The 4,800-nt window shown below is 68.9% G+C and carries 4 protein-coding genes; 1 reads left to right on the top strand and 3 read right to left on the bottom strand.

Features of this window, described 5'->3' with window-relative positions; genetic code table 11:
- Positions 1-453 precede the first annotated feature (453 nt).
- Positions 454-678 carry a hypothetical protein gene (locus RIF68_RS27605; protein WP_309054016.1) on the top strand — a complete coding sequence of 75 codons (225 nt, stop codon included), beginning with the start codon at positions 454-456 and terminating at the stop codon, positions 676-678.
- A gap of 123 nt (positions 679-801) precedes the next feature.
- Here the strand turns inward: RIF68_RS27605 and RIF68_RS27600 are convergent, their stop codons facing one another.
- The 3 genes from RIF68_RS27600 to RIF68_RS27590 all read right to left on the bottom strand — a co-directional run.
- Positions 802-1,989: a hypothetical protein gene (locus tag RIF68_RS27600; protein ID WP_309054015.1), complete on the bottom strand. Its 1,188-nt coding sequence runs from the start codon at positions 1,987-1,989 to the stop codon at positions 802-804.
- 175 nt (positions 1,990-2,164) lie between these two features.
- Positions 2,165-2,956 carry a DISARM system phospholipase D-like protein DrmC gene (gene drmC / locus RIF68_RS27595; protein ID WP_309054014.1) on the bottom strand — a complete coding sequence of 264 codons (792 nt, stop codon included), beginning with the start codon at positions 2,954-2,956 and terminating at the stop codon, positions 2,165-2,167.
- On the bottom strand, positions 2,953-4,800 hold a 1,848-nt coding region (locus RIF68_RS27590; RefSeq protein WP_309054013.1), incomplete at its 5' end, for a DUF1998 domain-containing protein. The genes drmC and RIF68_RS27590, both read right to left, overlap by 4 nt.

Genomic DNA, 4,800 nt, shown 5'->3' with positions numbered 1-4,800 from the left:
GCTTGGGTGACGGTGGCGCGGTGGATCTTGGACTTGAACAGAGTACGCAGCACTTTGGACTCCTGAAAGACGGCTCCCTGCCTGCTTTCTGCAGGTCAAGGGCGTCCCTCACTGTACATCGGCATGCCTTCGGCTCGAAGACCTTCTGCGTATTTCTGCGCCAGCAGGCTGCCGCGAAGCCGCCGACCGGGCGCACGCGCGAGGAGCCGTACGGGACTGATGCTGAGTGGATGCTGACTTACCTGACGTCTCATCAGTCATGTCGAGAGCCGGCGGCATTGGGATACCGTCCCCTACCCACCCTGCGGCAAGACCGTCCGGGCGGTGCTGACGACGCCGGTCGAAGCATGACGCACATGGCTTCGCCCTCGCCCCGTCGCGGGAGCCGGAAGGGCTACCCACTCACCGCCGGTAACGCCAGATCTGCCGCAACCGCAGAGCCTCCACGGCTCGATGAGTCTCGAGCTCCGTATCAGGGACGGGCTCCCGACCGAGACCGAGGCGCACCTGGCGGTAGAGCCGGTGCGGGGCGGCTACGGGATTGTCGACCAGTGTGGACAGGAGCGGCTCGTCAGCCGGTGTGCCCCGGTCCGCCGCGACAAGCAACACGACCTGGTCCTCCGGGTGCAGGAACGGGAGCTGCCCACCCGCCCGAACACGGAGGTCGCCCCAGCTTAGGGGAGTGCCGTCGGCGCGGGCTAGTTTCTCGAGGATGCCGCGGACCGTGGGGGCCAGCTTCTCGACCCTCTCGGCCGGTAGGCGGTCGTCCTGCGGTGTCTCGGCGGTGCGGGCCGTCCTCGCCTACGTGTTCCGCGAGGCGGCGGCCGCCTGGGCGGAGCGCTCGGCGGACCTTCGGTCCTCCAGCCTGCTCTGCCACCGCTCGACGAGCTTGGTTTCCGCGGCGGGCAGTGGTCGGGCGAGCTGATCGCGATGTTTCCCGATCTCGTCGAGCAGCCGCAGCAGGTCCTGGGTGGGCCGGTGCCCATGGGTCCGGTCCAGTTCACCGAGCAGGCGTCGGATCTTCCTGAGGTTCGGATCCTTCTTCTCGACCGGCTTCGGTTCAAGAGCCTTGGCCGGTTTCGGGTCGGGAGCGACGGCCCGACGCTCCGCCCTGGCCGGGGTGCAGGTGTAGTCGGTGGTGCCGGTCGGGTCGGTGTAGTGGTCGACCTCGCCGCCCGGGGTGTAGGCCAGCGCCGTCTGGGCGCCGTTCTGCAGCGTGCGGACGCTTTCACGGTTGAGCTCGTCGTAGGTCCAGCCCGTGCTGCCGGAGGCATCCGTGCGGGTCCTGACATTGCCGTCGCCGTCGTAGGAGTAGGTGACCGTGGCGTTGGTGGAGGACACCTTCGTCACGCGGTCACGGTTGTCGTAGACGTAGACCGTCTTGATGCCGCGTTCGTCGGTGGCGGTCTCCACCCGGCCGAGCGCGTCATAGGTGTACTCCGTCTTGCCCAGCGGCGCCGGCGGCGTCACCGTCTTGAGGTTGCCCTTGGTGTCGTACTCGAAGGAGGTGACCTTGCCGTTGGCATCCTTCGCCGTGCAGCGCTGGCCCTCGAAGCCGCCGCAGGTCGGGGTGTCCTTGTTGGAGGTGTACTCACGGATGCCGTCGGCCGTGCCCGAGGCGGTCACCGACATCGTGTTGCCGTTGGTGTCGCACTTGAAGGTGTCCTTGCGGCCGTCCGCCGTGGTGAAGTCGTTGGGCAGGTCGGTGCCGGCGACGGTCTGGTACGCCGTCACCGACGCCGTGGCGCCGAGCGGGAGCTTCTGGGAGAGGGCGTTGTTGCGGCCGTCCCAGCCGTAGGTGGTGGTGTTGCCGCCGGTGCCGTCCGTGCCCGTGCCCTTCGCGTCGATCGCGCTCTGCAGCAGGTGGCCCGTGTACTTGGCGTGGCGGGAGTGGCCGAGTGCGTCGGTGACCTTGGTGACCTCGCCGTCCGCGTTGTGTTGGTGCGCGACGACTACCCGAACGAGACCGCCGTCCTGCAACCTCTTCAACGCGCCAGCGGATCGTCATCGCCCAGTGGCCTTGCGCACATCCTGCCGCCGCTGACGACGGTGGTTGCAGAACGGCATTGACCGCGGCGGCAGAAAACCGCGCTGCCGGACGGCGGTCAACCACCCACGCCCGCCCCCGGGCCGTCGTCTCGACGGCCGTAGGCGCGCAGTCGCGTCATCGGCGAAAAGGCTGGTCCGCTCGCTCAGGTCGGTAAAGCCTCAGTATGCCGAGACGTTGCAGCTCCACAATGTGCTCTGCCACGCGCTGCGGTGCCTCCCCGCCTGTCACCAGCACGCCGGCCTCGATGTTGCGCCGAACCGCGGACTCGGTCAGGTTGGCACTGCCCAGAAAGAGGGTGCGGCGGTCGGCGACCGCCAGCTTGGCATGTTGGCGTGAACCGGCGTGTTCGGCCGGGTTCCGGGCCCATACCCACAGCAGCAGCCCGGGCACGGAGGCGAACGCGTCGGCGGGTTCCTTCCCTGAAAGAAGTCCGCCCGAGCCTGCCAGTGTCTCGACCACGACGTGCATCTCCACGCCCCTGTCCGCGGCCTTCCTCAGAGCGCGGGTCAGCGCCGGATACGGACGGGCCGCATACGTCATGGCCAGCAGTTCGTGCTGTGCCCCGTTGATGACCTCGACGAGCACCTGGGCTGTGGCGCGCACCGGTACGGCCGGTGTCGAGGGGCCGCTCCACACCGTGCGGACACGGACCGTGTCCCGGACCTGTCGTCGGGCGGCGACATAGCCGCGCACATAGGCAGCCGCCTCGGCGGGTGCCACCGACTCCGACTGCATCGCGTCGCAGAGTCGCGCGACGGCCTCGCCGACTCCCGGGGCCTCCAGTTCGGTCAGTATCCGTTCCCTGGAACGTGCCTGGGCCAGCAGGCCGGCGAGGTCCTTGCTCCGGGAGAGTCCGAGAGCCGCGACCGCGGGCCCGACAGCGGCCTCGAACGCGGGGCGGCTCACGGCAGCAGACCGACCGGTGTCAGCACCGGTTCCTTGTCCCCGGCCAGCGGGACGAGGAAACGACGGTCCAGGAAGCGGTTGCCACGCTCGCAGGTTGTCTCGGACACGAACAGGCACACGTGGCACGCGGCTCCGTGGAGGAAGTCGGCCGGGTCGTGCGGCAGGCGCTCAGCACACAGCGGGTCCGCCGAGCAGTGACCGGCGTCGACCAGGGCCCGGCGCACGATCCGGTCGAACTCGCGTGCCTCGGCGAGGGAGACCAGACCGCCCAGGGTGCCCTCCGAGTCCGGGACCGCGGTGTAGATGAGAATGCCCGTCCTCGGGTTCTGCTCGTCTCCGGCGTAGATCCGTTCGGCCAGCGAGGCGGAGTTGTAGCCGCATTCCAGGGCGATGGCACGGATCAGCAGGTGTGAGAGGGTGTGCAGGGCGATGTAGCGGGCTCCTGGCCAGCCGGAATAGGGGTCGAAGTCGCTCGTCTTGCGGTCCGACTTCCGGTTGGCGCGGAACCGCGCGTACGCCTCTCTGTGCGCCTCCATCTGGGGGGACTTCTCCATACGGGCGACCCACTCGGCCATCAAGCCGTCCCGCACCCGCAGGAAGACACCCTCGCCGCGCACCTCACTCGCGGGCACCCAGTTGCGGGCCCCGCGGGACAGTTCGACGCGCGTGGCGATCTCCGGCGATTCCGGATCCGGCGCATCGAGCCGGGTGAAGCCGATCAGCGCCCGGGCCTCGCGCAGCCGCTCGACTTGCCTGATGTCGCCGAAGAACTCGCTGAGACGGGCCGGCACCGGGACCCGCCGCAGCGCGAAGTCCTCGCTGGGAGTGGGGACGGGTCCGGAAAGCGCGTCCCATTCCGGTCCGAACAGGTCCGTCTGGACGTCGGGCGCGGAGGGCGCCGGGCCGGCCGCCCCCTGCTTGCGCGCTGTGATCGCCGCAACCACCGCGTCGGCGTCGAACTCCTTCAGGAAAGCGAATTTGGGCATGCGCGCCACAAAGTCGAACTGCCCTCGATCCTCGATGAGTTCGAGGTCGGGCCAGTGATCGTCGAGAAGCTTGTCGATGTCTCCGCCCTGTGCCTTCGGCAGGGCCAGGGCGCTGAGGGTGAGCGGGAACCACTGGTTGGAGGCCCCCGCCACCATCAGGACCGGCTCCTGTACGCAGCCGTTCGGCTCGTAGGTCCCCAGATGCGGGTGCCGTCCGCGGCACGCGGGCAGGTTACGGCGGCCCCGCTCGCCCATGGCCTCCCGGATGTTGCGCTTCACACCACAGGCGACGCACTCGATGGTGACGTTGGCCGCCTGATTGCCGCCATGATCCTTCATGCGCAGCTTCGGGCGCGGCGTCTTGCCGCAGGCCTGCCCGTGGTGAACGTACGCGGTGTACGGGAACTCGTCGAGATGGCCGGCGGTGCAGACCAGGGTGAAGCGCGCTGCCACGGCGAGCGGCTTGCCCCGCTTGCAGTCGTGGACGAACCTCGCCTCGTGCGGTGTCCGGGCGTTGGAGTTGACGAAGGCGAACTCACCGGAGTCGACGGCGGCCAGCACGTTACAGGCCGTACAGCGCAACCACTGGGGAAAGGGCGTGACGGGCACGCCCACTCCCTGGGCCGCCCAGCCCTTCGGGTCAGCGTCGGCGCCCTCCAGCCACGGAGCCGCTCGCAGTTGTTCGACCTGTCCTCGTCCATAGCGCTGGAGTGAGCGGTTGACGGCGGCGCGGAGGCGGGGCTCATCGATGTCGAAGTCGGTGACACCGGAGTGGCTCCAGGAGTCGATGCCCCGGATGAGCACCGAGAAGTTCGGCAGGTCGACAAGGGCACCGACACCGGCGGTGAACATGAGGTG

The sequence above is a fragment of the Streptomyces sp. genome (genome assembly GCF_031178505.1).
GTDB lineage: Bacteria > Actinomycetota > Actinomycetes > Streptomycetales > Streptomycetaceae > Streptomyces > Streptomyces gulbargensis.
Note: the sequence above shows the minus strand (reverse complement) of the source record. Positions and strands in the feature narration are given on the sequence as shown.

What these genes read in the sequence shown, in the direction of transcription:
- RIF68_RS27605 (WP_309054016.1), top strand. Translation starts at nt 454, where the DNA reads ATGAGTCTCGAGCTCCGTATCAGGGACGGGCTCCCGACCGAGACCGAG.